Raw genomic sequence first — 26,646 nt, forward strand, 5'->3', positions numbered from 1 at the left:
ACCATCAAAGACCTAACCGTCACATGAAGGAAAAATTTGAAGACGTGATAACGAAAAACAAAGATTCGATTTACAGGATCTGCAAAATTTATGCGTCAGAACCGTATGAACCCATGGACTTGTTTCAGGAAGTTACTTTCCAGGCATGGAAATCTTATGAACGATTTAGAGGTGACAGCAATGTAAGTACCTGGATCTATCGAGTAGCACTGAATGTGTGCATGCAAGTGAAAAACAAGTATGACAAGGTGAATCAATTAACCTCTAAACTGGATGCTATCCAACTGGTAATGCACGAGGAAAAAGACACACTGCAAGCGGAGAGATTTGCCATGTTAAAAACGTGCATCGATCAACTCAATGAAAGTGATCAGTCAATCATCGTGCTTTACCTGGAAGATCTCCCGTATCGCGAGATCGCTTCGATAACTGGTTTATCCGAAAACCATGTGGCTGTAAAAATGAAACGCATCAAAGCCAAACTTACTCAGTGTATGACCCAAAAACCAGCTAACCATGACTGAAGATATCCTAAAACAAATCTGGAAAGGTGGCTCAGAGAAAGAGAACATCACTATTGATTACCAAAAACTACATGAAGAAATGAAAAGTAAACTTGATCACATGGACCAACAAATCAAAGCTCGTGACAATCGTGAAATTGGAGCATCTTTGGTCGGAATGGCTGCATTTGCTTACATCGGATATGACATTCCCTTTTTCTGGAGCAAAATAGCTTGCGGGCTGATGATTGGCTGGTTCCTATTTGTCATATTCAGACTGAAATATCAGCGAAAAAATGAGAGTCCCGATCCTGCAACTAGTCTCAATGATCAACTGGACCATCGCAAAGACTACCTCATTGGTCAAACGAACATGATTAAATCGGTGCTTTGGTGGTACATCCTTCCACCTGTTCTAATCAATGCCTTGTTATTCTTTGGAGCAGGCGATCCAGACGCCTGGGATTCCTTATTTTCTGGAATGATTCCTGACACGATCATTGGAAAGATTGGTGTGATGACCTTGGTCGTAGCTCTTAATGGGTATATTTATTATCTCAATAAAAAAGCTGTCAAAAACCAACTTAATCCATTGATTTCCAACATCGAAAAAACTCAAAAGGATTTAAACACGTTATAAGGAATTATTGATTAACTTCATCATCTAAAATCAAAGCCATATGAATTACATCTTAATCGCTTTCTTTGGAGGACTACTTTTCACATTTTCACCTTCTTCCTCGGACTTAAAAAAGGAAATTGAATCTATTAAAAGTGATGCTGCAATAGAGATTGCAGAAGTAAAAGCAAAAGCAACTGATGAAATAAATGCTCATAGAAAAAGCACCACTGATGATATTCAGCTTCTTTTCGATGAGGTTTTAGAAAAAAACAAAAAGCTTAATGAACTTGCTCAGTCAGAAATTGCGGCTAAAAGAAAAGAACTGGATAAGTCAGATTATTCGGTTTACCAAAAAGATCAAATCATTAAAAAGGTAGTATACGAATTGCATCAATTAACAAAAGGCAATGAAAATGCCTATGAAACACAAATCAAAGGGAAAGAGAAATCACTCGAACTGCAGATTGGATCAATCGAGAAGTCAGCAGAGATGAAAATTCATTCCATTGAAACATTGGCCGAGGCTAAAATCAATCAGCTCGAAAAACAAATTAAAGAGACTGAAGCACATTAATGAAGCTGAAAAACCTAACAAAAAGAGCCGATTCCCTAAATGGAAATCGGCTCTTTTTGTTTACCACTCAACTCTGTAAGCCAGAATTGGAATCAGACCGAGTTGATTCTGTACTTCCCACTGTCTAGTGAAACTATCATAGTACTGGTAAGCGAAGTTTTCAATGTTGGCCACATTCTGTAGATCCAGAGCAATTGAAGTGGTTCTATTTTCATGATAGCGCTTCCACACCACTCGTAAATCAAATCTTAAGTAATCCCGCTGTTGATAATAATCCTCAGGTCTTTGAACTAATAAGAAGCGACCTCCAGGATCTCCTATTGGCCCATTATAGGGACGATACCCTCCCTGATACATTCCTCTCAAATCAACCGATAGCCTTCTATTCTTTGACCCGCTAGTGAGATCCCATTCCTTACCTGCACTCACAGTTGCGCTATATCCTGTATTGAAATAACTCTCATACACATCAATTTCCGAGTCATAAATGCTTGCGCCAACATTCATATAAGCCGTATTGGAAAAATCCTTAGTCATAACCACTGACATTCCACCTGTAGTTGCTGTCTCCTTTTCATCTGACCCTGAATAATTTACATCAGGAAAGTAGTAGTAAAAAACTTCAGTATGTACTGTAAAATCCCTACTACTTACATCATGTGATACAGTACCTCGGTAACTACTCATAAATGAATAATCCTCAGGATCATCAGACAAATACAATTCCCCATAAGCAGCTCCGAAATTATAGTTATAAGGATTCAATAATTGCGAATACATACCTCCAGACAATGTTATACTTTGTGTTTTCCCTATTCCAACCGTAACACCAGCTCGAGGATCAACAACCTGATCTCCATTAGTAAATGAAGCTGATGTACCAAGATATCCAGATACCTTCGAACTCAACTGGCCTTCGAGTCTTGCATAAGGTCGAGCTAGCCATTGTTGATAATTTGCCGATGGGTTGAATAGGATATTTGTAGTCGTCATCTGATACTCATACGTATAAAAATTCTGCATTACACCTACTTCAATCTGACCATTACTGATACGCTGAACATTGGAAGCATTGAAACTGACGACCTGACGATTATTCAGCACATTATTTGTATAAAACTTATCATCACTATTGTCATAATTAGCTTGTGATCGTTCATTATCTGCTACACTATAGGCGATACTTAGATCTAATTGACCGCTACTGCGTCCTACTTTTAAAGCTGCTCCTGCAATACCGGTTTGATTGTTGTAGTATATGTCTTTTCTATCCTTTGCATTTTCGGACTCTTCAAATGATTTATGTGTAAAGTCATTGTAGCTCAACCCTCCTACACCAAACACTTTCAATTCAGATCGCTCACCAAGAGGTGTAGACACATTAAATGATAAATCCTGAAAACCGATGCTTTCACCTCCAAAATCAACTCCCATACCGGCCAAAAGCCCTGTAAATGAATAGCGATAATTTGCTGCATATGTGGTTTTACCCCCTTGACGAAATGGTCCCTCAGTTGCAAAATCCAAACCTATCAACGAAGCCTGAGCGGTATATTGGCGATCCTGATCAGTACCCTTCTTCAGGTTCATGTTAAAAATCCCTCCAACACTATTGCCATTTCTGTTATCGAAAGTACTGTACAAGAACTCTGATTGATCTAGCATCTGCGCACTCAACATGTTTACCCCGCCACCAGTTGCAGTTGGTTGATCTAGAAATGTGCCTGCGTTGGACAAATGGTTCGGGTTTACAATCTCTACTCCTTCCAGCTTCCAAACATTGTAGCTTGGTGCTAATCCACGAACAGAGATTTCATTGTTTTGATCATTAGCAACTGCTACATCCGGAGAACTGGTAATCAATCTCGCTGGATCATAATAGGTAGCTGCAAAGCGATTGATTTGCTCCTCAGTTATCGTAATCTTACCCGGTTGAATGTATGGCTTAGCAGCACTAACAACCACTTCTTCCAGGTCGTAGCTTCTTTCTAAGTAAATGTCTTGATTGGTAACCTTACCCGTTTTTATCCAGACATCATTGATTTCTACGGGCTGATAGCCCACATAGGAGACAATCAGATCAACTCGCCCAGGTTCCAACTCATTCAATGTATAGCGACCATTGGCATTCGTAATCACACCCGTGTTCGTACGAGCTATACCAACCGTGGCACCTACTAAAGGTTCATTACTGAGCTGATCAAAAACTCTCCCTGTTAACGTTTGAGCTTTTAACGCAACTGTACTAATCAATGCGAGGATAACTATCCAATATTTCATATACCTAATACTCGATTTGGACTATTTCTAAAGACACCTGATAAATAAAAAAGCTCTAATCAATCCTATTTTTAATAGATCAATTAGAGCTTTATTAAGGACAAACAAATTTATGCCAAAATCTTCTCTTTCAAGTTTTTATAAGAAGTTTCGATGCTTTTAAATGGATCATCAGACATGTCTTGCTCAACGAAATAATGCTTCATTCCAGACACATCTTTAGCCGCAAAAATTGATTTGTAATCAATAGTACCCTCTCCTACTTCTGCAAAGCCTTGCTCTGGAGTGTTGGCCATATCTTTCACATGCCATAGCGGCACACGACCTTCAAATCTTTTGAATTGCTCAATCGGATCATTACCAGACTTGGTCACCCAGTATAAATCCAATTCAAATTTTACAAGATCTGCATCCGTCTCTGAAGACAAGATATCCATACCTGTAACGCCATCTCCCAAATCGAAGAATTCAAAATCATGGTTATGGTAACAAACTTGTATTCCTGCTTTTTTAGCAGCTTCACCTGCCTTATTTAAAGTTTCTGCCACTTGTTTATAGGTCTCTGCATTACGCATATCTTCCGGTAACCATGGCCATACCGCGAACTTTTGGTCTACAGCATTCATATATTCCAATGCAGCATCCCAGTTGTCACTAAATGTAGGTGGATTGATATGTCCACTTACCATCTTTAAACCTAAGTCTTTACAAACTTTAGACATTTCAGCCGCATCCAATCCAAAGACCGTATTACCATCAAAACCAAATGGCTCTATTTTTTTATACCCAATCTTAGCAACACGCTCCAAGGTACCTTTTGGATCCTTAGCCATAGCATCTCTTAGAGTGAATAAACCAACACCAATTTCTGGTTCTGCCACAGCAGCCGCAGCCTGTGCAGTTTCTTTTCCTCCTTTTGTCATGCAAGAAGGCATGATCATTACAGCCGCAGAAGCCACAGCAGTGGTTCTTAAAAAGTTTCTTCGGTTATTATTTTTCATAAAGCATCAGTTTTAGGTATAAATTCTATGTTTTGAATCATGATCAGTTGGTTCTTCTCTTCCGGGTTCAAGAAGACAAAACACACATCAGAAACTCCTTCAGTTTGGGTAAGGTCTACTCTATAAGAAGTCCCAGAAGTAGCCGATGGGTAAATCTTAGCACGTCCAATTTCTTTACCTTTTTCATCGCCTAATCTAATGGAAACATCTGCTCCTCTTAGATCCTTGCGATAGGTCAAATTGATTGCAGCAATATCTGTCAAATCTATATCATTAAAGCGCACCCAGGAGTTGTGGTAAATGCTATTGATCACTCCATTTCTTGCTTGTATTTCATAAGAATCATCAAACTGATCACCAGAAATGACATTGTATCTTAACCATGCTTCACCAGATTGTTTGATAGGTTTCAATGATCCTTTACCCTGATCTTCATAGGCAGCTGAGAACAAGTATTTTCCACCGTCCTTAGTTGTCTGGTATGTTCCAGCTAATGGGAATTTACTGTTTTGACCTAGAGATAGAATGTAATCCACAATTCGCTCCGCATCTTCAATCGTCAAGTCTGGGTGTGCCGACATAGCTTGTTCGCCCCATACTCCTCCACCTCCACTGATGATCTTACGTGACAGGTAATTCACGGCATTTTGATCATTTCTGTAACGGTTAGCAACCTCCGTATATGATGGCCCTATGGAAGGACCCTCCATTTTGTGACACGACTTACAATCCAAACCATCAATCAACGCCTGTCCATTGCTCACGGCAGTTTGGTGACCTAACGCTTCCGCCATATCACTGCTCTGATAATGCGCAATATCAAATTCGATTTTGCTCCTATCGATACCAGCAGCCAATTGATCATCTTCCAAATCAGCCACTTTCACCTCATATGCTACGTTTCTTCCATCCCAGAAGAAGGAACTATTTCCAGCAATGACTACCTGAACACTTGGAGGTTCATTACCAACTTCAACCACAAATTGCTTTTTCACTGTATTGCGACCATCAGAAAGTAACAACTCAGGGTAATAAACGCCTTCTTTATCAAAAGTCATCGTAAATGCAGAATCTGTATACACTTCTCCTGCTACCAACCATTTATAGGTCAGGTTATCTCCATCATAATCCAAAGATTGTGATGCATCAAAGCTTACTTCAAACGGAGCTGCACCTCTAGTAGCTGAAAGGGTCGCTTTTAATACAGGAGGTCTGTTTCCTTTTATGAAGTTGATTCTAGATAGTCTTGCATTTTCATTTTGGGTAAACCAACCAGTACCATACTCGATCATGTATAGTTGACCATCAGGACCAAATTCCATATCAATAATGTTATTGAATTCGGTATTAGGCATGAACTGGTACCAATCAATCGGATTACCCTCCTCATCCAATTCCAGGAAGAAAATGTACCCACGCATCCAGTCATAGTAGATTACACGACCATCAAAATAAGATGGAAACTCATTGCGAGCATCATATTCGTCGGAATAATAAACAGGACCAGCCATCGCATTTCTGCCACCAGTCTTTAGCTGAGGAAACTTCTCATAACTTGCATATGGATAGTAAATCTTAGCAGGATTTGCCGGAGGCAATTCTTGCAATCCAGTATTGTTGGGAGAGTTGTTGATCGGTTTTTCAGGGTCATAAGCGGCACCTCCAGTATTGTTCGCAAAATCCCACTCATTGTAAGCATAATTATCACCTACAAACAATGGCCAGCCAAAATAACCTGGCTTGATAGCTACGTTGAACTCATCATGACCTCTTGGGCCTCTTCCTTCCTGATTGTTACTCGCATCTGGACCAACATCACCCCAAAACAACCAACCACGCTTAGAGTCAATTGAAATCCTATATGGATTACGACAACCCATTACATAAATCTCCGGTCGTGTTTTTGGATCATCATCAACAAACAGGTTTCCTTCTGGAATGGTATAGGTCCCATCGGGCTCTGGTTTAATTCTTAAGATTTTACCTCTCAAGTCATTGGTATTCGAACTGGAACGCTGTGCATCCCACGCCTCTCTACCTGGCGTTTCGTCCGATGGAGAGTAACCATTAGATGCAAAAGGATTGGTGTTATCTCCTGTAGACAAGTACAACAATCCATCACCACCAAACTGGATTGAACCTCCTGTGTGACAACACTCTTCACGCTGAACAGGCACTTCCAGGATTACCACTTCATTTTTTAAGCCATTAGGCGTATAAGTAAAGCGAGACAGTCTGTTGATAGGATCTGCACCTACCGGAGAATAGTAAAAATAGATCCAGTCATTTTGTGCAAACTCAGGATCCAATGCCATTCCCATCAAACCATCTTCCCTTTCAAAGAACACTGGGATAGAATCATAATTGGACAATTGCTCTGAAGAGAGATCATATTGCTTGATCCCTCCTCTTCGCTGTGTAAAGAGAATTTTATTCTTAGGCAAAACCACCAACTCTGTAGGCTCATACAGATTGGAAGCAAATACCTCTTTGATAAATCGTGTCTCTTCTGGAGGAGTCTGCTCCTCTTCATGATGTTCCGTACTGCAGCCGAACCCTATCAACCCAACCAGTACTCCCAGTGCTAATTTCCTCACTTATAGTTCGCGTATTTTTATATTTCTGAATGATACTTTGTCGCCATGATCTTGAAGAACAATCTGTCCTTCTTTAGCTGTACCAAAGTCTTTCATATCCTTAAATTTACTTCCAGCGACCATGTTTTTCCAGTCGTCAGTCCACAGGTCGTATTCCACTACCAGATAACCGTTTAACCAGTGCTGAACATGACCATCTTTCACTCTTAAAATGGTACTGTTCCACTCTTCCGCTGGATTAACTGTCACAAATTTGGTAGCAATCATATCATACAAATCTCCTGATCTGTGCTTCTCGATTTGACCATCAGGATGTCTTGGATTGTCCAGGAACTGATATTCAGGACCTGTCAACCAAGGATAAGCAAAGTCCTCACCTTCTTTCACCTGGTAAATCAAACCACTGTTACCTCCTTTTGACATTTTCCAATCAATTAGCAACTCATAGTCCTTGTATGGCTTATCAGTGATTACCGCATCACCACCATCACCAGCAGCTTTCGGATCAAATACCAGCTCACCATTCTTCGCTTTCCACTTGCTACTCAATGTTTCTTTATTGAAGTTTCTGATGCCTTCGCTAGACTTACCGTCGAACAATAACTTATAACCTGCAGCTTTCTCCGCTTCCGTCAGTGTGTTATTCGGCACTTCATAAGTTTGAATGTTTACAGGATCATTTTCAGGAATACTAGACAAAGTATACCAGGCTTCAGTTGTCCAAAGCTCATGATCTTCAGCACTTACGAATGGACGCTTTACACGGAAGTAAACCATATGTTTCTCTTTCAAACCATCTAGTTTGAATGCTACTGTTTTTCTGTCAGCTGACAGAGAAAACTCTTTAGGAGTCATGGTCTCTAATCCAAGTTTTGGTCCACCGTATTCAGCAGTTGGCTTGAAATAGAACTGCTCAATTTGGAAGTTATCCGGTGAAATAACCTGGCCTTCTTTGATTGGCTCAGTGAACTCAATTTCGAATCCATCAGATTTAGCTTTCACTTTCAGCATTTCAAAAGTGGACTTACCATTGTAAACCATTCTCTGAAGTCCGTAATGCAGTTTACCAGTCTGACCCCAGTTTCCTGAAACTCCGATACCTCCTACTAAAAGAGATCCATCAGGAGCCCAAGCCAAACGGTTAACACCAGCTTCAATACCTTGAGAGAATCTGAACACAGCTCCTTGATAGTTGCCATCTACTTTCTCTACATAAACTCTTTTCACACCACCATGAGTTACTTCACAGTGAATCATTTGTCCTGCGTATGGACCTTTGTCCATGTACAATGGAGTACTTGGCGAGTTACCAATTTCGTCTTGTGGCAACCAAACAACTGGCTCATCCTGAACCATACCTTCCGTACCCTCAAAATCAACTGATCTGGAACCATACCATGCTCCTTCTCTTACGTGATTGATTTTAGAAGCAGGCAACCAATCACCCTGGTTATCAGCAACAAAGATCTCACCATCAACTCCAATACCGATACCATTCGGTGTTCTAAGACCAGATGCAATCAACTGAACTTCACCAGTCTCTTTAGATACTTTTAGGATCTTACCTCTGTCTTTAGGTTGAGGGTTAGCCGAAGCACCACCAGGAAGGATATCTGTTGCTAAAGCACCATAGAAATACCCATCCTTATATACCAACCCGAAGGCAAACTCATGGAAGTTTGATGACACAGTCCAGTCATCAGCGATTGTCTGATATTCATCAATAATACCATCACCATCATTATCAACCAACTTGGTAAGCTCTTGCTTTTGTAACACATAGATATCGCCATCAACTACTTTGATACCTAAAGGCTCAGCCAAACCTGAAGCAATACGCTTCACTGTAATCTGAGATGGGTCTTCCGAACGGAAATTCTCAACCAAATATACCGGACCTAGTGAGTCCCAGGTACAAACTAACATTTGATCTTCACTCAAGAAATCAATTCCTCCAACCCTAGGCTTGAAGTCATCTGGTCTTGCCTGGAACAAATCAAACGATGGATGTACTCCATCCAACCACTTACGATCACCAGGAATAGATTTCACCAATTTCTCTGAAGCGATGTAAGGTTTTACTTCTTTGTAATCTTCTGGAGAAACTGACAGATATTCCGTGGGAACTACCTCAAAGTTTCCTAAATCTTTATTGAACCACTGGAAGGAGATCACTCCATCAGCGCTTGCTTGCCAGTAATGAATTTCTAAATCATGCTTTCCTTCTTTCAGATACACCTCACCATCACGAGCTCTTGTACCATGAAGACCGCCATTATCGATGATCTCATCGCCATCTACATACACTTTGCTACCATCATCAGACCAAACTCTGAAACTGTAGCTAGCCGTTTTAGGGATGTTGATAGATCCTTTCACGATCATACCAAAGTGCTCTGTACGCTCTCCAAAGGCGCTTCTGTTACGAATATGTAATTGTGGAATGATCGCTCCTTTGAATGGTGCCTCATCCTGCAATACTTTAAAGTTAGGTGAGTCACCAGAGTATAAATACAGGTAAGCAGCTAGACCTTCCGTTTCCTGTGTGATCTTCTGTACATCATCATTGAAACCTGGAGTCACTGTTTTTACACCTAAGTGCCATGCATTTTCCTCAGACTCTTCATTGTCATCCAAAGACAAAATGTAACGTACCATGCTTGCAGCGTCTTCTTCAGACAAACCAGCATGTGGAGACATCATTGCCTCACCCCAAACGCCATTTCCTCCTTTGATGATCTTACCAGACAAAAGAGCTACCGACTCATCACTGTCGCTATACTTTCTAGCTACAGCGATATAAGCTGGACCTACTGTTTTCACTTCTTCATTGTGACAAGACTTACAGTCGCTGCGCTCAATCAACTGAGCACCAGCAGGAACAGCAACTTCCCCTTCACCTTCCGTTGAAGCACTTGCAGTTGGCTGATCAAACCCTTCATGGAAATAGGCTTTCAATTCAGTAGAGCCACCATTTTTCAAAAGCAACTTACCAGTCACTTTCTTCACTGAACCACCTGTATACTCTACATCTTCTGTATTGGAAACGTCAAATTGAGCATTGGTAATGATATCTCTTTCATTAGCTAATGAAGAAACTGTAGTATTTAACCCAACCGTATAATCACCGGCATTTTCGATATCAAACTTTCTAAAAAGACCGTTTTGCTTACCACGCTTGATTGCTTCTGGTGTTTCGAAAACCTTAATTTTCTGATCTCCAGCAGTCAATTCGTACATAAACTGAACCTGGCCATCAACTATTCTGTGACCTTTGTACTGCTGCTCAGCTTTAACTTCTTTTCCATCCTTTACCAGGAACCACTCATTATCATCTGCATCATCGGTGTAGTAAGCATAGCCTTTACTAGTTGGCTGAGGACCATGTACTGTTGTGTACACCGCACCATCAAAATTTACACCACCTTTCCAGGCTTTGTACAATGAAGAAGTACGTGCATCATATGACACCCAAACTTCGTCATTCAAGGCAGCTGTCACCATTCTTGGTCGCTCATCGAGCACGGACCTGAATACCCAGGCCTCAATTGGTCGTTCTACCTTTTGCTCTTCTTTACAGGCACCAAGTCCCAGAGCAGCTAATCCTATAAATAAAAACTTCCTCATTCTTTACTTCTTGTACTTACTACTTATTCGGTTTACAGTCCTAAAATTTTTCTATTCGCTTCATCATCAGGTTTTGCTCCGGCAAAATCATCAAATGCTTTTTCGGTTACTTCAATAATATGGTTTTGGATGAATGGTGCTCCTTCAGCTGCTCCTTGCTGTGGAGACTTAATACAACACTCCCACTCTAATACAGCCCAGCCATCATAGTCATACTGGCTCAACTTAGAGAAGATACCTCCAAAATCAACCTGACCATCTCCTAATGATCTGAATCTACCTGGACGATCTACCCATCCTTCATAGCCTCCATATACACCAGCTTTTCCTGTTGGATTGAATTCAGCATCTTTTACATGGAACATTCCAATATTTTCATGATAGATATCAATGAATTGGAGGTAATCCATTTGCTGTAACAGGAAGTGTGATGGATCATAAAGGATCTTAGCAGAGCTGTGCTTTCCAGTTGCTTCCCAGAATCTTTCATAAGTGATACCATCATGAAGATCTTCACCTGGATGCAATTCATAACAGATTTCAACGCCGTTATCCTTGGCGTGATCCAAAATCGGCATCCACTTATTCGCTAATTCTTTAAAGCCTAACTCCACTAAACCTGCAGGACGCTGTGGCCATGGATATACCGTATGCCAAAGCAAAGCTCCGGAGAAACTCGCCATCACATTTAATCCAAGATTTTTACTTGCCGTAGCTGCTGACTTCACCTGATCAACCGCCCATTCCGCTCTAGCCTTAGGATTACCCTTAACAGAATCTGGCGCAAATGCATCAAACATGCTATCGTATGCCGGATGAACTGCAACTAATTGCCCTTGAAGGTGTGTCGCCAATTCTGTGATTTCAAGACCAGCATCGTTGACAATGCCTTTAATTTCATCTGCATAAGTCTGGCTTTCTGCAGCTTTTTTAATGTCAATAAGTCGACCATCCCAGGCAGGAATTTGTACTCCTTTGTACCCAAGGCCTTTAGCCCACTCACATATATTTTTCAAATTATCAAATGGAGCCTTGTCGTCGGCAAACTGTGCCAAAAAGATGGCTGGTCCTTTGATCGTTTTCATATTGCTAAGTTTTTAAGTTCTATGTTTTAAGTTTAATGTTTTGGGTGATGGTTTTCAGTTACGTTCTAGGTTTTGAGTTCTGTTTCTTTGATTAGAGTAAATTCCCTCGGGTTCTTCTACTTTCCATTTCGGACCTTTAAATCCTGAGTTTCGCAAATAGTTAGAAAAGGAAATAATCATAGGTCTCAATTTTTTCACTTTATCACTAATCAGTTCATAATCCTTATTCCTAATGTATTCGCGATCAATCGCTCTAAATAATTGGCTTTCAACTTCGCTTAACGAACCAAGTGAAAACCCCAAAAAATTAACAAACTCTTTGTTTCCTCCACGACCAAAACCCTCAGCGATGTTATCCATAACTGACCCACAGGATCGGTTGATTTGATCTTTAAGTGCAAAGTCTTTTATTGATTCGTTCGACAAAATGACTTTAAATACATCTTGGTTTAGCTCCCTTGCTAGTTGCCATGTTTTTAAATCTGTGATCTCTGTAATTGTCGCCATCTTTTCAAATCAACTTAAAACCTCAAACTCTAAACTACAAATCCACTTTAGTCCAAACATTCCCATTTTTGGTAGACTCTACCACGGCTTCAATCATGGCCATGCCAATGACTCCTTCTTCTACTCCCGGGTAATCCAATTTAGGATTGACTGTTTCTCCAAACAGATGCCCTCTAAGTGCGTGAGCGAAGTTTCTGTAGATATTAGCGAAAGCTTCCAGATACCCTTCTGGATGACCTGATGGAGTTCTGATGTGCAGCATCGCTTCTTCTGACAGATAGCCTCCTCGGTCTCCACCAGTTCGGAAAATGCGATCTGGATTCCCGTGATCTTTTACAATCAAGGTATTCAAATCTTTTTGGGACCACTCTAGTCCGCCTTTATCTCCGTAAACTCTGAATTTTAAGTCATTTTCATCTCCATTGGCTACCTGAGATGCTGAGAGAACACCATTAGCTCCGTTTTCGAAGTGCAGCAAGACATTGGCATCGTCATCCAAAGTTCTTCCTTGAACAGTAGCTCTAATTTCGGATAATACCTCAGTGACTTTGAGACCTGTCACATACTCTACCATATTCACGGCATGTGTTCCAATGTCTCCAAAGCAGTTGCTGATACCTGCCCTTGCAGGATCTGCTCGCCATGCAGCTTGCTTCTGCTCTGTGTCTTCTACTTTGGTCGTTAACCATCCCTGAGGATACTCCACCATGATTTTGTGAACCTTGCCTATTTGACCATTTTTGACCATCGACATGGCTTGCTTTACCATTGGGTAACCTGTATAGGTGTAGGTCACCGCCAAGGGAAGTTTGGTCTCATTCACCTTATCTCTAAGCTGCTTGGCTTGCTCAAAAGTGAATGCAAGTGGCTTATCGATGATCACAGGAAAGCCATTCTCTAAAGCCAACATTGCTGGTTCAAAGTGCATCACATTTGGGGTGACAATGGAAACAAAATCCATTCGCTCACCCTCAGGAAGCTCTTTTTCTTTGGTGATCATTTCCTGAAAACTTCCGTAACATCTGTTTTCTGGAAGGTAAAGTTCTCGGCCAGAGTCTTTTGATCTCTGTGGATCAGAACTGAAAGCCCCACAAACGAGCTCGATCTGACCATCCAAATTGGCGGCAATTCGATGCACGCCACCGATGAAGGCACCTTGTCCTCCACCGACCATTCCCATGCGAAGCTTTCTGTGACTCATATTTTAAATAGTTTCCCAGGTTTGACCATTTCCGCTTGAAGCCAATACCGCCTCAATGAACTTCATTCCACGAACTCCATCTTGAACGTTAGGGAATGCTCCTTCACGGAATTTCTCACCTCTAATGGCCTGAGCAGTTCCTGCGTAGATGTTACCCATTGCATCGAACAATCCTTCTGGATGACCTGGAGCGATCTTAGTACTTTCTAATGCGAATTCTGTATTGTAAGGATTACCTGGCTTAATGATTTGGGCCGGTTGTCCTTCTTGCATGAACTTCAGGTAAGTTGGATTTTCTTGTTCCCAAACCAATCCACCTTTATCTCCATACACACATATCTTGATGTTATTTTCTTCACCGGTTGCGATCTGACTTGCACAAATCACACCGCGAACTCCCTCTTTGGTTCTGATTAATGTAGTACCGTCTATATCGAGAGGATTATCTTCATACAAAGTATTCAAATCAGCCAATACCTTCTCCACTTCAAGTCCAGTCGTATATTCAATTAAGTTGAATGCATGAACTCCGATATCTCCATAGCAACAACTCTGACCTGATTTCGCTGGATCCAATCGCCAAACTGACGCTCTTTTCTCTTTCTCATGAATGAATGGATTAATCCAACCTTGATAATACTGTGCATCAACCTTCTGGATTTTTCCAATAGCACCATCAGCAATCATGGCTTTCATTTGGCGTACCATTGGATAACCAGTATAAGTATGGGTCAAACAAAAGACTACATTATGCTCTTTCACCAATGACTCCAATTCGACAGCTTCAGAAGCCTTCATCGTAATTGGTTTTTCACAAATAACATTAAAGCCAGCCTTAATCAACTGAGCAGCCATTGGATAGTGCAAGAAGTTAGGTGTCAAAATTGAAACGACTTCAATTCTCTCCTCTGCAGGAAGTGCGGACTCTTTTTCAATGAATTCATCAAGATTCGCGTAGGTTCTATTGACATCCAATTCTAATTTTTCAGCAAACTGTTTGCTTGCTTCAAAGTCAACATCAAATACTCCTCCTACTAATTGATAACGCTCACCCATGTAAGCTGCGATTCTGTGAACTGGACCAATAAATGAGTTAGGTCCACCACCTATAAGACCGAGTCTAATTCTTCCTTTTTGCATATGTTCTGATTTCCGGATTTTATCCTAGTAATTTATATCAAAATGGTCAACGAATTTGAAAAACTATCAAGAAGTAAATCCAAATTCACTCGTTTATTATATGAAAACGTTTGTATTCGTGATGATTTTACAAAATCGTCAATTTGCATTGAAAATGAAGACGGCTTTTATTTATATTGATCCCCTAAAAAAATATAGCTAATGGATTCAACCGTAAATACAAAACGCCTTTTCATCGCCAGTTGCTTTGCCCTGCTCACCACAGCCTTCGCTTTTGGTATCCGCGCAGGAATCATGAACGATTTGGTAGCAGACATGAGCCTGGATGACTCACAACTGGGCTGGATTAACTTCATGGGAATATTTGGATTCCCAATTGCCACATTAATTGGAGGGCCAATGTATAATACTTTGGGTCCAAAAAAAATTGGAAACATTGCTTTTGTAAGCCACATATTAGGGATTACGCTCTCTATTATGTCATCTAGTTTCACTATGCTATTCTGCTCTACGTTCTTTATCAGTTTCGGTAACGGAATGGTAGAAGCGGCATACAACCCGATGATTGCTGCCATGTACACTGAAAAGCGTGCTGTGATGCTCAACAGATTCCACGTTTGGTTCCCTGGTGGTATTGCAATCGGATCAGTGCTAGCACTTCTTGTGGCTAACATGGGAGGAACATGGCAGATCAAACTTGCTATCATGTACGTTCCGGCATTGATCTATTTTGTGATGTTCCTTGGTCAGAAATTCCCAGAAGCACCTAAAGAAACAACTGTTTCTACTTCAGGAAACTTAAAAGCAATCTTCTCATCTCCTATTTACTGGTTGATGTTGGTATGCATGGCTTTAACGGCTACTACAGAGCTCGGAACTCAATCATGGGTAGAAAGAATTTTGCACAATTCTGGTGCACAGCCAATGTTGGTATTAGCTCTTGTTACTGGCTTGATGGCAGTAGGTAGATTATTTGCTGGTCCACTAATCCACAAATTGAACATCACTGGAGTTTTGCTTGCATCTTCTGTGATTGCAGCTATTTCCATCTTCTTAATGAGTATGGCAACAGGACCAATGGTCTATGTAGCAGCCATCTTATTTGCAGTGGGAGTATGTTACTTCTGGCCAACGATGATCTCATTTGTTGCTGAGTATTTACCTCAAACAGGTGCACTAGGAATGAGTTTAATCGGTGGTGTAGGAATGCTTGGACTTTCAATCTTCCAACCAATCATTGGTGGATGGATTGAAGGACACAGAGCTGATTTGACCGCTGATGGTTTAACAGGAGAGGCATTGGAACTTGCTGCTGGACAGGCTACTCTAGCGAATATCGCAATGATTCCAATCATTCTAATTGGAGCATTCATCGTGGTATTCTTCTGGCAGAAAAAGCAAAAACCTGCGCACTAAGGCAATCATTTTAAGACACTATAAAGGCGATCAATTTGGTCGCCTTTTTTTGTTCTAAAGCGTTACTTAAAATAAATACATATCTCAACGCAACATTCTGATTTAAAATACGATAGAAGCATCTAATCCAGCTATTGGATTACTTATCATCAATCGAGATGTTTAAAAACTTCATGCTCTATCTGGTGCTACTAGCACCTGTTTACTCCGCTTCGACTCAAGACTTTGGGAAAGTATTTGTTGCGACAGGAGTAGGTTTAAATGTTCCTCTAGGAGAAATGAGATCAAAGGATTTCAGCAAACCAGGAGGAGTAGCAGATCAAGGATATAAATTTGATCTCATTTCATTGGGTTACCAGTTCGAAAATGGATTTGGATTAGGAATTAAAACCACCACATCATTTTACCACGTTAACAACACACTCATAGAAGATTTCATACTTTCTGAAGGTGCAGAACAATCCCATGCAGATGTCAAATCATGGAAATACAGTGAATTCCTTTTTCTAGGTTCCAAAAGCTTATTCCAGACTGAAAAACAATTGATAAATGTGTCGATTGGTGCAGGACCAGCATTAGTAGTTAAGCCTAAAGAATATTATGAAGGCACCTATTTTGATGGTTCAAAGGATTATAGCTGGACTTATGACAAACATAAGTCTCTAACAATCAGCAGCAATTTGGGTTTAAATTACTGGATTAAAATCGTGGATAATTTTTGCCTTTCTGCAAGTGTAGATTATTCTTTTATACCGTTTAGTATGCCTTATTCTTCAACAACAGAAAACGCCAAACGAGCTATAACAACAGACGGAGAGGAAGTCGCTGGCTTTGAATTTGCATCAGAAACTTCACCTAAACATTATTCCATTCATGGATTATCTACTGTTCTAAAACTCGGGTTTAGCTTTTAAAAATTTCATGCTTACAAACTGCCATCATTGAATGGCAGTTTTTCATATAAAAGGGTGATCTGCAAATAAATCAGACACACTCATACGGATAGCCCAAAATTTGCGTTGTTGTACTATTTGCGCCAGTACAAATGATTAAACGCTACACCTTCAGCTTAGTGACTTTATTATCACTATGCACTGCTATTTCTCAAGATTTTGGCAGAATGCTTTTCTATTCAGGAGTTGGTTTCAACTTACCGTTCGGAGAAGTTGATTCCAAAGATTTCAGTAAACCGGGAGGTATGGCCAATCCTGGATTCAAATCAGACTTACTATTTATTGAATATCAATTTAAAAATGGATTCGGAGTTGGCCTGAAAAGCTCAATTGCAATTAACAGTGTCGACAACAAAAGAATTGAAGAATACATAATTTCGAGTGGTGCAGAAAGTGCTAATGCTGATGTGAAGTCATGGAGGTATGGAGATTTCACCATTCAGGGAAGCAGATCACTTATTCAGTCGTATTATCAACTTTTAAATTTCAGTCTTGGTATTGGACAAGCTTTTGTAAGAAAACCAAAAGAATACTATAGTGCAGTATATTCAGATGGCTCCATTGAAAACACCTATGAATATGATGGCCATTATCAACGGACAATCGTTGCTAATTCGAGTTTAAGCTATTGGATAAAACTTACGCAGTATTTCTGTTTAATTGGAACGATAGACTACACTCACATACCATTTAGAGCGTCATACAGCTCTATAACAGAAAACGTAAATAACTCAATTACCGTCAATGGAAATGAAATTCCATCCAATTTTCAGCTTCCTGAAAGGCGTGGCAGCAGACCATTTACTATCTATGGTTTATCCGCAGGTGTTAAACTTGGGTTTAGTTTCTAGACAAATTAAATCCATTATAAGGATTGATGCTTTCTACAAATTCTTCAATGTGAATTGATCGATGAGATCTTCATAAGGAGCATACTCTTTCATGAGCTTTTCCTTACCAATCATTCTAAAATCTTTGAAATCAAATCCTGGATTGACCACACAGCCCATAAGGCCGAAATCCAACTCTTGTCCAGAACTTATTTCAGCAGCAAAAATGGATTGTCTGGGAAGTAGAATTTGGAGACTTTCGCCCTCCTCAGGGTTACACCCCAATTTTTCCAGGCGATATTGACCATGCTCAAAAATGTGCACATCGACAGTAGCACCTTCATGATAATACCATAATTCATCGGAAGTCAACTGATGGAAATGAGATTTATCACCTGTTCCAAGCATGAAATAGATGGAGGTCGCCAGATTGCGAGTTCCACCACCGTTCATGATCTGAATGGTATTCGGATTGCGATAAACTTCTTTGTAATATCCTCCTTCAGGATGCGCTTCTAATTGTAACTTTTCTTGCCAGTACTTCTTATCTCGCATGTTATACAATCTTAGCCGCCAATACCCCTTCTCTCTTTACTCGGTAGAATTCTTTGTGAATATTGAATGGTTTTTCTTCGCCTGCATTAACCATCGTAAATGAACCATCTTCGTTCATTTCGTAAGCATTCACATTGTCTTTCAAGTTGAAGCAAAGAATGTTTATAGCCTGTTGCTTCAGCAATACATCATTGATTAAGAACAATGACTCCAATCGACTATCAAATGAACGGACCATCATATCCGCGCTTCCTGAGTAAACCAACGGGTTTCCATTATTGTGGAAATAGTAAATTCTACTATGCTCCAGATAATCACCTACAATAGATCTAACCGTAATGTTTTCACTCAATCCTTCCCTTCCCGGACGAATACAGCAAATTCCTCTCACGATCAATTTGATCTTTACTCCAGCTCTTGAAGCCGCATAAAGTGCCATGATTGTGTCCGTATCCTGAAGCGAATTAAGCTTAATAACTATTCCAGATTCCAAACCATTTTTGGCATTCTCTTCCTCCTTCCGAATCAATTCGATGAGTTTATTTCTCATCTCTCTTGGAGCGGTGATTAAGTTCTCGTATTGATCAGGAACAGAATGGCCAGTTATTACATTAAAAAATTCCTGTACATCATTGGCATATGCTTCATTAGAGCTCATCAAACCAATATCTGTATAAAGTCGAGCGGTATCTTCATTGTAGTTTCCCGAAGACATGTGTACGAATCGACGTACTTTCTCTCCTTCTCTACGAACGATCAATAGCAATTTGGTGTGCGTTTTTAACATACCAACACCATAAATTACGAAACAACCAGCGCGTTGTAGACGCTGTGCCTCCTTCATGTTGTTTTCCTCATCAAATCGTGCTTTCACCTCGAACAATACCGAAACGTGCTTACCATTCTCCGCAGCATTGAGCAAAGCAGATACTACTCTGGAATTCTTGGCCAAACGATAAATCGTCAACTTAATAGAAAGTACGTTTGGATCCTCCGCCGCTTGATCTAATAGGTCCAGCAATGGATCAATGCTATTGTAAGGATGATGAAGTAAGATATCACGGTCCTTCAAGATCTTGAACATGTTCTGATCCTCATATTCTGACATACTTATAGGAGGAACAGGCTTAGGTGTTTCTACTGTCTTATCCTTGAATTCATCATGCTTGACAATGGACCAAAGACCGGTATAATCCATCAAACCGCCTTCAGGAACCTGAATGATATTATCATCGTCTATTTCGTAGCGGTTCTTCAGTTGTCTAAGCAGCCATTTATCATAAGTAGCCTCCACCTCTAGTCTCACCACTCGACCCGTTTTACGAGTTTTCAGCTTTTTCTTCATCTCTTCGATGAAGTTTGCTTCCATGTCTTCAGACTCCTCCAGGGTGAAGTCACCATTTCTGGTTACTCTAAAGAGTGTTTTAGAAACGATCTCTACATTCTTAAATACCTCATTGATGTGTTGACGAACCACTTCTTCGATAGGCACAAAGATTACTTTTTCCTTACGCTCCATCTCGTAGAACCTAGGCAAGTTCTGAGGAATCTGGATGAAAGACATCTTTTTCTTTTCTTTCTTATCCTGGGTTTTTGTCACTACTCCAAAAACCAGAATGTTATTCATCAAAACCGGGAAAGTATGGTATGAATCATACACCATCGGAGTAAGCATTGGGAAGACAATCTTCTCAAAATAATTGCTTACACGCTCCTTTTCACGCTTCTGAAGCTTATCGTAAGTGGCGATTTCAAAATTGTTCTCAGAAAACTCTGGCTTCAGGCTATTGATGAATATATCATGCTGAGTGCTCGTGAAAGCTTTGTAATCATTGAGAAGCTTACGCTTAAATGGAACAGCTCTCAGTCCAGAGTTGTCAATACGATCCTTTCCATAATCCAGATAATTGTACAAACTACCGACTCGAATCATGAAGAACTCATCAGCATTAGATGCAGTAATAGCCACAAATTTGAGTCGATCAAAAAGACTCCTACCGGTCTTCATGGATTGATCCAACACCCGGTAATTGAAGCTCAACCAACTCAGGTCTCTACTGATTAAATCACTCTGTTCTATTAAATGATCGTATTTTTCTATCATGGAGAATCTATACTTACGCTTTTGCCATTTGAAACCTCAAAATACAGCAGGTTGTTGGGAAATAGCAAATTATTAATTCGTTAGAAATACATTATAAATAAAAAACCCTGGCGATCACGCCAGGGTTTTTACCAATTTGTTTCACCCCAGACGAACGACCTATAGCCTTTGTCAGGGCAATCTAAAAGTTTATAACAAACCGTTAGTTTTCTTTACTGCGTCAGCACTTTCTGTAAGTTTTGCTTTTTCAGCATCGTCTAATTCGATCTCAACGATCTTTTCGATACCATTTGCTCCGATGATAGCTGGTACTCCGATAGAAATATCAGATAGACCATACTCACCCTCTAGCAAGCAAGAGCAAGGGAACATTTTCTTTGTATCACAAGCAATAGCCTGAACCATTGCTGATACTGCAGCTCCAGGAGCATACCATGCAGAAGTTCCAAGAAGTTTAGTCAATGTAGCTCCACCAACTTTAGTTTCTTCTCTTACATAAGTCAATTGATCATCAGACAAGAACTCAGTTACAGGCACACTATTTCTAGTAGCCAATCTTGTCAATGGAATCATACCAGTATCACTGTGTCCACCGATCACCATACCGTCAACATCAGATTGAGGACAACCCAAAGCTTCAGCAAGCCTGTACTTGAAACGTGCAGAGTCTAGTGCTCCACCCATACCAATGATTCTATTTTTTGGAAGACCTGTTGCTTTGTGAGCAAGATAAGTCATCGTATCCATTGGGTTAGAAACCACAATGATGATCACATTCGGAGAATGCTTAATTAAGTTTTCAGCTACTGATTTTACAATACCAGCATTGGTCGAGATAAGCTCTTCACGGGTCATACCAGGCTTTCTAGGAATACCTGAAGTAATTACCGCCACATCACTATCGGCCGTTTTGGAGTAATCATTAGTAGTACCGGTGATTTTGGTATCAAAACTGTTCAAGGAAGCAGTTTGCATAAGGTCCATTGCCTTACCCTCTGCGAATCCTTCTTTGATATCAATTAGAACTACTTCTGAAGCGAAATCTTTGATCGCAATGTATTCAGCGCAACTTGCACCTACTGCACCTGCGCCAACAACCGTTACTTTCATCTATTTTAAGGATTTGGATGAGAAAAATTTGTCCCGCCAAAGCTACTATCCAAAGCCACAAAAGCAAAGCTTTGACGACTAAAGCTTTAACTCATTATAGACGGTATTTAAATCAAAGAATCCGAGAGAACTTTTGTAGGTCTGAAAGAGGTTACTAGTGTACTCATTGTACTGCTCAGCAAAGGCTGTCATGATCTTAGCCCTCACTTCCGAATGGTTGTTCATCACTTCCATAATATTCACCTTAGGAATGACCATAATCTCTGCCTCTTCGGTTTTGACAATAGCAGTATACAGTCGTTTAGTCTCAGAAATAAAAGCATTGTCTCCAAAAAGCTTTCCACTTCGTAAAGTCATCAGCTTTTCAAAACCATCCTTCATATCAATGTTCAGGGTGATGATTCCGCTTTTTACAATGTATACCGCTTGACTGGGGTCTTTGGTGAAGAACACCACTTCATTAGCGCGATACTTGCGATTGTATAAATAGGGAGCAAAATAAGACAACTCTTCATTAGTCAACTTTTCAAAAAAGCGATTCTTACGCAGGAAATTGAAGAGCAGTAAATCGTCTTCAGTATATTTCTTTTTGAAAAATCTAAGCATCCGGTAGCAATTCTATTTTCAACATGGCCTTTGTCTCTGAAGTCACTTTAAACCGATCACCTGTTCTGTGACCAATAAGCCACATGATGTCATTTCCTGATTCCAGAATCAATACCTGCTGTTTCAATGTTACGGGAATTTTGGAATCAATCATAAAATCACTGACCTTTTTTTTGCCACTCATCCCAAAGGGTTGAAACACATCTCCTTGCTCCCAATGCCTCACCATTAAAGGCCATTGAATCCTATCAAAATCGAAGTAAGCTTCATTTTTAGCGATCTGCTTTGGCAAGTTTTTTCCAGCAAGCTTTTTCCAATACAACTTTCCATAAGTAACTGAGCGTTCTCCCGTTTCTTCTGTTAAATAAAAGTGTTCGTTTGGCTCCCTCACAATGGGAGAAATGATCAAACTATTTCGATCTAAATTTATTTGATGCGACGAACTTTCGAACATCGCACCAACTTTCTGATTCAGAATGGCTTCCTGCAAGTCTTTAGACGATTTGTATGACATCCCAAATGGTTTAAGCAATTCAGATAACAAAGTGAGCGATCTCAAATCATTGGCAACCCAATCGATTTTTAATTCTTGATAAGTCTCATAATCATCAATTGCGTGCTCACTCACTTCTGATTCCGTGATCGCTGCAACTCCTTTGATTCGATCGAGAGTATCCTGAAAAGTATCTTCAAGATTTGGATTTATTTTCTTCAACTCAGGAATCACTATATTCCTAATCCTGTTACGTTGGTAGTCATTCTTAGCATTGCTAACATCCTCTCTCCATGAGATCTCTTTACTTTTTGCATACTCATAAACATCTTCTTTTGAAGCAAAAAGCATTGGTCGAATGATATGACTATCTAAAATCGGAGCAATTCCTGTTAACCCAAAAATCCCAGTTCCTTTTGTCATATTAAGTAAAACGGTCTCCAGATTATCATTTGCATTGTGAGCAGTAGCGATTTTCGAATACCCAAGATCTGTTTTCAAACTTGCGAAAAAGTCATAGCGGATCGTTCGGGCTACCATTTGTATCGATTCACCTATTTCATACTCTTCTGGCCGAACATCTCTTAAATGAAAGGTAATGTCATGTTTCTTACACCAGTTTTCAACCAGCAATTGATCTTGATCAGAGTCCTTATCTCTCAAGTGATAATTTACATGAGCTATTCCAAAATCAATTTTTGACTCTAGAAACAATGAAGCCAACACCATAGAATCCACGCCTCCACTCACAGCAAGTAGGACTCTATCGCCTTCTTGCAGCATCTCATGTGATTTAATAAATGTTAAAAATTGATTGAACATATACTAATAGGAGTTGCAATCGTTGATAAATATTAGCTTTGCAGCCTCAATGTCGAAAACACTACAATATTATACATTCCTGATCATCCTACTGATGGCTTCTCCTTTGGTTCACGCCCAAAAAGGAAAGAAAATCAGATACAAGGCTGAAGGCTCGTTGGAGTCTGGTCGTCGCGATGGAGAATCTTACAGGAAACTTGTAGACAAAGTAGTGTTCACACAGGAAAATACAACAGTCTACTGTGATAGCTCTTTGTTCTTCAGCAAGAGAAATGTCATGGAAGCCTTTGGGCATGTAAAAATTGTAGATGATCCTGCAGTCATCACCTCAGTTGAATTGCTCTATGAAGGCGATGCTCGTATGGCACGTTTACGAAAAAACGTAGTGTACCGAGAAGGAGAACGAAGACTTTATACGGACTTCTTAGATTATGATCTTGATGGAGAAATTGCACATTACTTCAACGGTGGTAAACTCATTGACTCTACCAACACCTTAACTAGTAAGATTGGCTACAGCTTCTCGAAAGACAACTACGCCCAGTTTTACACCAATGTGGTATTGATTGCCCCAGATTTCACTCTGAAAACGGATACACTCAAATACAACACCACTACTAAAGTTGCCTACACCTACGGACCAACTGAGATCATCGATAACGAAGGAACTACGCTTCATGCAAAAGGTGGAGAGTTCAGAACAGAGTATGACGAGTCAGACTTCATAGAGGGTAATATCGAAACAGAAGACTACTATCTGGAAGGCGACGAGCTGTATTTTGACGATCAGGATCGCTACTACAAAGCCATTAGCAATGTGAAAATGACAGCCAAAAACGATGATGTCATTATCATCGGTGATGAAGGTTTCTACGATCGTAAAAATGGCATTAGTAAAATATTTGGCCGCCCAGTAATGAAGCGAATTATGGAAGCTGATACTTTTTACCTGACCGCAGATACGCTGGTGGCTATTGAAAGTGAATATGATTCAGCGAAGAGAATCTTAGCCTATCCTAACATTAAGATTTTCAAAGAAAACCTTCAGGGTAAGGCAGACTCCATGGCCTATTTCATCAGTGACTCGCTGTTATTTTTCTACACAGATCCAATCATGTGGAATGAGCAAAATCAGATCACTGCTGACACCATAAGTGTGGAGATTAAAAATGAGGTATTGGATAAAATGAACCTCATGAATGACGCTTTCTTAGTCTCTGAGGATACCATCAAGAATTGCAATCAGATAAAAGGGCGGGAAATGATCACCTATTTTGTAGATAGCGAGATCAACCACATAGATGTCAATGGCAATGGTGAAATTCTATATTATGCTTTAGAAGAAGGTGATTCACTATTGATGGGCATGAATAAGATCTTCTGTGCTCGAATGCAAATTCGTTTCAAAGAACAAAAATTATCCAGCTTTTCGGTCTACACAAAACCAGAAGCCAAATTTATTCCGCCTCATGAACTTACCGATGATGTAAAATATTTAGCCGGCTATAGTTGGCGTGAAGAAGAACGACCTGAACTCTTTGATGTAGCTTATTACCTTGACCCTAATTATGATGCCAAATCCGACAGCATCAGGATTAAGGGCACAGCACCTAAAAAGGAGAAAAAGCAAGCGCCAGCACCAAGAAACTTACCCCCATCTATTGAAGACCGTATTAAGGGTAACAATAATAACGCACGGCAGACTTTGCAAAGGTCTGAAGCAGACCGACCTAGATCAATAAAAAAAGATGATGGAATATGAATGTTCCATTAAGTTTGTGACGAGAACGAGAGATATGAGTAGACTAGTAAGATATACAGGATTATTCCTTTTAATAATATTAGGTACGTCTTGTACAAAATTTAAAAAGCTTCAAAAAAGCAGTGACTGGAAAGTGAAATACACGGCTGCTTTGGAGTATTATGAAAACAAGGATTATTACCGATCAAGTGTACTATTAGAAGAAATCCTACCGATAATCAGAGGAACCGAAGAAGCTGAAAAAGCAAACTTCATTTACGCTTACACTTACTTTTATCAAAACCAGTACATTCTAAGCGCTCATTACTTCAAGACATTTACAGAAGTGTATGGTAGAAGTGAGTACGTAGTAGAGGCATCATACATGAATGCATACTCCACGTATAAGCAATCTCCACAACCAAGTCTTGATCAAACAAGTACTTATGAGGCGATCACGGCATTGCAAATATTTCTTAATAAGTATCCTTCATCTCAATATTCAGATGAAGCTGAGAAATTGATCACTGAATTACAGGTAAAACTCGAAACTAAAGCCTACAATAATGCGAAACTTTATCACAAACTGAGTCGTTATAAAGCTGCGTTAATAGCTTTTGATAACTTCTCGAATGACTACCCGGACTCCAAGTACAATCCAGAAATGGCGTACCTGGCAGTCGAAACAGCATTTGATTTAGCGGAAGTTAGTGTAAAAGACAAGCAAGAGGAACGCTACAGAGACACTGTAGAACGATATGAAAAAATGGTAGATAGATTTCCGAATAGTCCATATATCTCAGAAGCTGAAAAATTTTATATGGAAAGCATGGAACAATTAGCTATCTTTGCCGATCAAAATAACAAGAATCAATAAGG

General features: G+C 40.0%; 21 protein-coding genes. 8 read left to right on the forward strand and 13 right to left on the reverse strand.

All coding sequences use genetic code 11. The features are described 5' to 3' along the window. Positions 1-23: 23 nt before the first annotated feature. The 3 genes from NXS00_RS06230 to NXS00_RS06240 are packed head-to-tail and all read left to right on the forward strand — an operon-like array spanning position 24 to position 1,699. Positions 24-524: a sigma-70 family RNA polymerase sigma factor gene (locus NXS00_RS06230; RefSeq protein ID WP_258098262.1), complete on the forward strand. Its 501-nt coding sequence runs from the start codon at positions 24-26 to the stop codon at positions 522-524. Continuing rightward, a complete protein-coding gene (locus NXS00_RS06235) occupies positions 517-1,143 on the forward strand; it encodes an HPP family protein (RefSeq protein ID WP_258098263.1) in 627 nt (208 codons plus the stop codon). Before NXS00_RS06230 ends, NXS00_RS06235 begins: the two co-directional genes overlap by 8 nt. A gap of 40 nt (positions 1,144-1,183) precedes the next feature. After that, on the forward strand, positions 1,184-1,699 hold the full coding sequence (locus tag NXS00_RS06240) for a hypothetical protein (protein WP_258098264.1): 516 nt from the start codon (positions 1,184-1,186) through the stop codon (positions 1,697-1,699). A gap of 60 nt (positions 1,700-1,759) precedes the next feature. Here the strand turns inward: NXS00_RS06240 and NXS00_RS06245 are convergent, their stop codons facing one another. The 8 genes from NXS00_RS06245 to NXS00_RS06280 form a co-directional block, all read right to left on the reverse strand. Beyond that, a complete protein-coding gene (locus NXS00_RS06245) occupies positions 1,760-3,979 on the reverse strand; it encodes a TonB-dependent receptor (protein ID WP_258098265.1) in 2,220 nt (739 codons plus the stop codon). 110 nt (positions 3,980-4,089) lie between these two features. Further along, the gene (locus NXS00_RS06250; protein WP_258098266.1) at positions 4,090-4,980 is read right to left on the reverse strand and encodes a sugar phosphate isomerase/epimerase family protein; all 891 of its coding nucleotides are present in this window, start codon (positions 4,978-4,980) and stop codon (positions 4,090-4,092) included. Then, a complete protein-coding gene (locus tag NXS00_RS06255) occupies positions 4,977-7,577 on the reverse strand; it encodes a PQQ-dependent sugar dehydrogenase (RefSeq protein ID WP_258098267.1) in 2,601 nt (866 codons plus the stop codon). The genes NXS00_RS06250 and NXS00_RS06255 overlap by 4 nt, the downstream gene beginning before the upstream one ends. Beyond that, positions 7,578-11,204, reverse strand: a complete 3,627-nt coding sequence (locus NXS00_RS06260) for a 3-keto-alpha-glucoside-1,2-lyase-like domain-containing protein (RefSeq protein WP_258098268.1) — start codon at positions 11,202-11,204, stop codon at positions 7,578-7,580. Between the two features lie 32 nt (positions 11,205-11,236). Then, positions 11,237-12,289 carry a sugar phosphate isomerase/epimerase family protein gene (locus NXS00_RS06265; protein WP_258098269.1) on the reverse strand — a complete coding sequence of 351 codons (1,053 nt, stop codon included), beginning with the start codon at positions 12,287-12,289 and terminating at the stop codon, positions 11,237-11,239. A 54-nt stretch (positions 12,290-12,343) separates the two neighbouring features. Continuing rightward, positions 12,344-12,796: a four helix bundle protein gene (locus tag NXS00_RS06270; protein WP_258098270.1), complete on the reverse strand. Its 453-nt coding sequence runs from the start codon at positions 12,794-12,796 to the stop codon at positions 12,344-12,346. Positions 12,797-12,830: 34 nt separating this feature from the next. Continuing rightward, positions 12,831-13,997 (reverse strand): Gfo/Idh/MocA family protein, encoded by a 1,167-nt coding sequence (locus tag NXS00_RS06275; protein ID WP_258098271.1) that lies wholly within the window; start codon positions 13,995-13,997, stop codon positions 12,831-12,833. 3 nt (positions 13,998-14,000) lie between these two features. Continuing rightward, on the reverse strand, positions 14,001-15,137 hold the full coding sequence (locus NXS00_RS06280) for a Gfo/Idh/MocA family protein (protein ID WP_258098272.1): 1,137 nt from the start codon (positions 15,135-15,137) through the stop codon (positions 14,001-14,003). 201 nt (positions 15,138-15,338) lie between these two features. Here NXS00_RS06280 and NXS00_RS06285 point away from each other — a divergent pair, with 201 nt between their 5' ends. From NXS00_RS06285 to NXS00_RS06295, 3 genes are all read left to right on the forward strand, one after another. Next, positions 15,339-16,553, forward strand: coding sequence for an MFS transporter (locus NXS00_RS06285; RefSeq protein WP_258098273.1), 1,215 nt, complete (start codon positions 15,339-15,341; stop codon positions 16,551-16,553). Positions 16,554-16,711: 158 nt separating this feature from the next. Then, on the forward strand, positions 16,712-17,467 hold the full coding sequence (locus NXS00_RS06290; RefSeq protein ID WP_258098274.1) for a hypothetical protein: 756 nt from the start codon (positions 16,712-16,714) through the stop codon (positions 17,465-17,467). A gap of 131 nt (positions 17,468-17,598) precedes the next feature. Continuing rightward, complete coding sequence (locus NXS00_RS06295) at positions 17,599-18,357, forward strand: hypothetical protein (RefSeq protein WP_258098275.1); 759 nt, start codon at positions 17,599-17,601, stop codon at positions 18,355-18,357. A 33-nt stretch (positions 18,358-18,390) separates the two neighbouring features. On the opposite strand, the gene NXS00_RS06300 is transcribed toward NXS00_RS06295, so the two are convergent. From NXS00_RS06300 to tilS, 5 genes are all read right to left on the reverse strand, one after another. Beyond that, positions 18,391-18,891, reverse strand: coding sequence for a cupin domain-containing protein (locus NXS00_RS06300; RefSeq protein ID WP_258098276.1), 501 nt, complete (start codon positions 18,889-18,891; stop codon positions 18,391-18,393). Between the two features lies 1 nt (position 18,892). Next, on the reverse strand, positions 18,893-20,995 hold the full coding sequence (ppk1, locus tag NXS00_RS06305; RefSeq protein WP_258098277.1) for a polyphosphate kinase 1: 2,103 nt from the start codon (positions 20,993-20,995) through the stop codon (positions 18,893-18,895). 189 nt (positions 20,996-21,184) lie between these two features. Then, positions 21,185-22,105 carry a malate dehydrogenase gene (gene mdh / locus NXS00_RS06310; protein ID WP_258098278.1) on the reverse strand — a complete coding sequence of 307 codons (921 nt, stop codon included), beginning with the start codon at positions 22,103-22,105 and terminating at the stop codon, positions 21,185-21,187. A gap of 78 nt (positions 22,106-22,183) precedes the next feature. Beyond that, positions 22,184-22,711 (reverse strand): Crp/Fnr family transcriptional regulator, encoded by a 528-nt coding sequence (locus tag NXS00_RS06315; RefSeq protein WP_258098279.1) that lies wholly within the window; start codon positions 22,709-22,711, stop codon positions 22,184-22,186. Beyond that, a complete protein-coding gene (gene tilS / locus NXS00_RS06320; RefSeq protein ID WP_506530932.1) occupies positions 22,704-24,026 on the reverse strand; it encodes a tRNA lysidine(34) synthetase TilS in 1,323 nt (440 codons plus the stop codon). The genes NXS00_RS06315 and tilS overlap by 8 nt, the downstream gene beginning before the upstream one ends. Before the next feature lie 49 nt (positions 24,027-24,075). On the opposite strand from tilS, the gene NXS00_RS06325 reads away from it, so the two are divergent. Next, positions 24,076-25,788: an OstA-like protein gene (locus NXS00_RS06325; protein WP_258098281.1), complete on the forward strand. Its 1,713-nt coding sequence runs from the start codon at positions 24,076-24,078 to the stop codon at positions 25,786-25,788. A 34-nt stretch (positions 25,789-25,822) separates the two neighbouring features. Then, positions 25,823-26,644 (forward strand): outer membrane protein assembly factor BamD, encoded by an 822-nt coding sequence (locus NXS00_RS06330; RefSeq protein ID WP_258098282.1) that lies wholly within the window; start codon positions 25,823-25,825, stop codon positions 26,642-26,644. The last annotated feature ends 2 nt before the right edge of the window (positions 26,645-26,646 follow it).

The organism is Marinoscillum pacificum (assembly GCF_024714495.1).
Lineage (GTDB): Bacteria > Bacteroidota > Bacteroidia > Cytophagales > Cyclobacteriaceae > Marinoscillum > Marinoscillum pacificum.

Coding starts and splice junctions, on each gene's coding strand:
- NXS00_RS06230 (WP_258098262.1), top strand. CDS start 24: ATGAAGGAAAAATTTGAAGACGTGATAACGAAAAACAAAGATTCGATT.
- NXS00_RS06235 (WP_258098263.1), top strand. CDS start 517: ATGACTGAAGATATCCTAAAACAAATCTGGAAAGGTGGCTCAGAGAAA.
- NXS00_RS06240 (WP_258098264.1), top strand. CDS start 1,184: ATGAATTACATCTTAATCGCTTTCTTTGGAGGACTACTTTTCACATTT.
- NXS00_RS06245 (WP_258098265.1), bottom strand. CDS start 3,979: ATGAAATATTGGATAGTTATCCTCGCATTGATTAGTACAGTTGCGTTA.
- NXS00_RS06250 (WP_258098266.1), bottom strand. CDS start 4,980: ATGAAAAATAATAACCGAAGAAACTTTTTAAGAACCACTGCTGTGGCT.
- NXS00_RS06260 (WP_258098268.1), bottom strand. CDS start 11,204: ATGAGGAAGTTTTTATTTATAGGATTAGCTGCTCTGGGACTTGGTGCC.
- NXS00_RS06265 (WP_258098269.1), bottom strand. CDS start 12,289: ATGAAAACGATCAAAGGACCAGCCATCTTTTTGGCACAGTTTGCCGAC.
- NXS00_RS06270 (WP_258098270.1), bottom strand. CDS start 12,796: ATGGCGACAATTACAGAGATCACAGATTTAAAAACATGGCAACTAGCA.
- NXS00_RS06275 (WP_258098271.1), bottom strand. CDS start 13,997: ATGAGTCACAGAAAGCTTCGCATGGGAATGGTCGGTGGAGGACAAGGT.
- NXS00_RS06280 (WP_258098272.1), bottom strand. CDS start 15,137: ATGCAAAAAGGAAGAATTAGACTCGGTCTTATAGGTGGTGGACCTAAC.
- NXS00_RS06285 (WP_258098273.1), top strand. CDS start 15,339: ATGGATTCAACCGTAAATACAAAACGCCTTTTCATCGCCAGTTGCTTT.
- NXS00_RS06290 (WP_258098274.1), top strand. CDS start 16,712: ATGTTTAAAAACTTCATGCTCTATCTGGTGCTACTAGCACCTGTTTAC.
- NXS00_RS06295 (WP_258098275.1), top strand. CDS start 17,599: ATGATTAAACGCTACACCTTCAGCTTAGTGACTTTATTATCACTATGC.
- NXS00_RS06300 (WP_258098276.1), bottom strand. CDS start 18,891: ATGCGAGATAAGAAGTACTGGCAAGAAAAGTTACAATTAGAAGCGCAT.
- ppk1 (WP_258098277.1), bottom strand. CDS start 20,995: ATGATAGAAAAATACGATCATTTAATAGAACAGAGTGATTTAATCAGT.
- mdh (WP_258098278.1), bottom strand. CDS start 22,105: ATGAAAGTAACGGTTGTTGGCGCAGGTGCAGTAGGTGCAAGTTGCGCT.
- NXS00_RS06315 (WP_258098279.1), bottom strand. CDS start 22,711: ATGCTTAGATTTTTCAAAAAGAAATATACTGAAGACGATTTACTGCTC.
- tilS (WP_506530932.1), bottom strand. CDS start 24,026: ATGTTCAATCAATTTTTAACATTTATTAAATCACATGAGATGCTGCAA.
- NXS00_RS06325 (WP_258098281.1), top strand. CDS start 24,076: ATGTCGAAAACACTACAATATTATACATTCCTGATCATCCTACTGATG.
- NXS00_RS06330 (WP_258098282.1), top strand. CDS start 25,823: ATGAGTAGACTAGTAAGATATACAGGATTATTCCTTTTAATAATATTA.